Source organism: Streptomyces sparsus (genome assembly GCF_054776295.1).
The window spans coordinates 1-2261 of sequence record NZ_BAAHCA010000811.1 but is presented as its reverse complement, the minus strand read 5'-3'; the positions used below and the strand labels follow the sequence as shown (position 1 = coordinate 2261).

General features: G+C 74.1%; 2 protein-coding genes. One reads left to right on the top strand and one right to left on the bottom strand.

Annotated elements, in window-relative coordinates; translation table 11 throughout:
• The coding region (locus ACYVE9_RS23685; protein WP_461029925.1) for an AraC family transcriptional regulator at positions 1-946 on the bottom strand (946 nt) is incomplete at its 3' end.
• 81 nt (positions 947-1027) lie between these two features.
• Here ACYVE9_RS23685 and ACYVE9_RS23680 point away from each other — a divergent pair.
• On the top strand, positions 1028-1879 hold the full coding sequence (locus ACYVE9_RS23680) for an NmrA family NAD(P)-binding protein (RefSeq protein WP_461029924.1): 852 nt from the start codon (positions 1028-1030) through the stop codon (positions 1877-1879).
• Positions 1880-2261: the final 382 nt, after the last annotated feature.

The window sequence follows — 2261 nt, the reverse complement described above, 5'->3', positions numbered from 1 at the left end:
TCACGCCGGAGGCCGACCGTCCGGCGCGGTACTCGGTGGGGCTCACGCCGCGCAGCCGCTTGAAGGCCGCGCTCAGCGCGAAGGCGTTGGCGTAACCGACCTGGCGGGCGACCGAGCCGATCGTCCGGCCGGGTTCGCACAGCAGGTCACCGGCGAGGTCGATGCGCCACCCGGTGAGGTAGGTCATCGGCGGCTCCCCCACCAGGGTGGAGAACCTGCGGCTCAGCGCGGCCCGGGACACCCCCACCGAGGCGGCCAGCGAGGCCACCGTCCACGGGCGGGCCGGGTGGTGGTGCAGCAGGGTCAGCGCCGGGCCGACGACCGGGTCGCCCTGCGCCCGGTACCAGCTCGGTGCGTGGCGTTCCGGGCGGTCGAACCACGCCCGGAGGGTGCCGATCAGCGACAGGTCCAGCAGCCGGTCCAGCACCGCCTGCTGGCCGGGTGCCTCGCGGGCCAGCTCGTCGGTGAACATCGGCAGCAGCGGACAGCCGCCGTCCTCCTCGGGCAGCACCAGGAACGGCGGCAGCGCGGCCAGCAGTCGGCGGCTGATGCCGCCCTCCACCTGGTAGGTGCCGTTGATCAGCAGGTCGGCGCCGTCGCGGTTGCGGCCCCAGGTGCGGGCTCCCAGAGCGTACGCGTCGCAGAGCTCCTCGCCGGTGGGTGTGGTGCAGCGGTCGCCCGGGTGGACGACCATGTCGGGTGCCCTGCCCGGCGCGTCGCTGATCGTGTAGGGAGCGGGCCCGCGCAGCACCGCCACGTCCCCCGGTTTCAGCGGGATCGGCTCCCCGCCGTCCGGGGTGAGCCAGGCGTTGCCCCGGGCCATCGTCAGCAGGGCGAGCGGAGCACCGTCCCTGACCTCCAGCCCCCAGGGCGGGTCGAGCACGACCTGGTGGAAGAGACCGCCGCGGGCGCGGGTGCCGTCGAGGAGTTCTGCGAGAGGGTCCACTCCGACATCGTAGACGCTGACGTATGCAGGAGAGCTGATCAACCATGGATCGTCTCGCCGGAGCACGATTGACTTGCCGCCATGACAGAGAAGCTGACATGGGTGATGGGCGCCACGGGCAAGACCGGGCGCCGGGTGGTGGAGCGGCTGCGGAGCCGCGGCGAGACGGTACGGGAGGGTTCGCGGTCGGCCCCGCGGCCGTTCGACTGGGCCGACCGCGCCACGTGGACGGGGGCGTTGGAGGGCGTGACGGAGGTGTACGCCGTCTACTCCCCCGACCTGGGCACCCGGCAGGCGGTGGACGACCTGGCCGCGTTCGGCACCGCAGCCGCGGAGGCCGGGGTGCGGCACGTGGTGATGCTCTCGGCCCGCTGCGCCGAGCAGGGGCGCACGCCCACCGAGGAGTTGGTCCGCGAGGCGGAGCGCGCGCTGTGCGACCGGGTGCCGTCCTGGACGGTGCTGCGGCCCGGCTGGTTCTTCCAGAACTTCAGCGAGGCGTTCTTCGTGGAGGCGATCCGGGCCGGGGAGCTCGCCCTGCCGGCGGGTGACGGGCAGGAGGGCTTCATCGACGCCGAGGACATCGCGGACGTGGCGGTGGCCGCCCTGGACGGCGGCGACAAGTGGTCCGGCCGCTTCCTGGAGCTGACCGGTCCGCGGTTGCTGGGCTTCGGGGACGCGGTGGCCGCGATCGCGTCGGCCACCGGCCGGGACCTGCGCTACGTGCCGTTGAGCCAGGAGGAGTTCGCCGCGCTGGCGGCGGAGTTCGGGCTGCCCGACCACATGGTGGTGCTGCTCGGCGACCTGCTCGGGCAGGTGCGGGACGGCGGTCTGGCGCGGCTGGGCGACGGGGTCCAGGAGGTGCTGGGACGCGCGCCGCGGGACTTCGCGGACTACGCGGCCGGCACCGCGGCCACGGGGGTGTGGCAGGGCTGACGGGGCGGCCCTGCCCTGGGGTACCGGCGGCACGGAGGGGCCGGTACCCCTGGGCGTCCGGGCGGCGGCTTCACCGCGCCGCAGGTGCGGAGCCCTCCCGGCTGATAGGAGTTGAACAAGCCCCGCTCGGAAATGGCGCGTTGCTCGTAGGATCTGAATGCTCGTCGATCATCGCCGGGCTCTGGGCGCGCTGAAGGGGGCCGTTGGCCGGTGCGGAGTCGATCAGTGGGGGAACCGGCCCGGTGGTGGTCGGCAGCCGGGCTGCTCGCGGTGGCCACCGCTTCGGCGGTGGCCGTCCTGTTGCCCACCTGGCGACCGCACGCGGTCGGCGCCAGTACCGCGTTCGCCGTGCTCTGCCTGGCGTGGGCGGTGCGGTCGCACC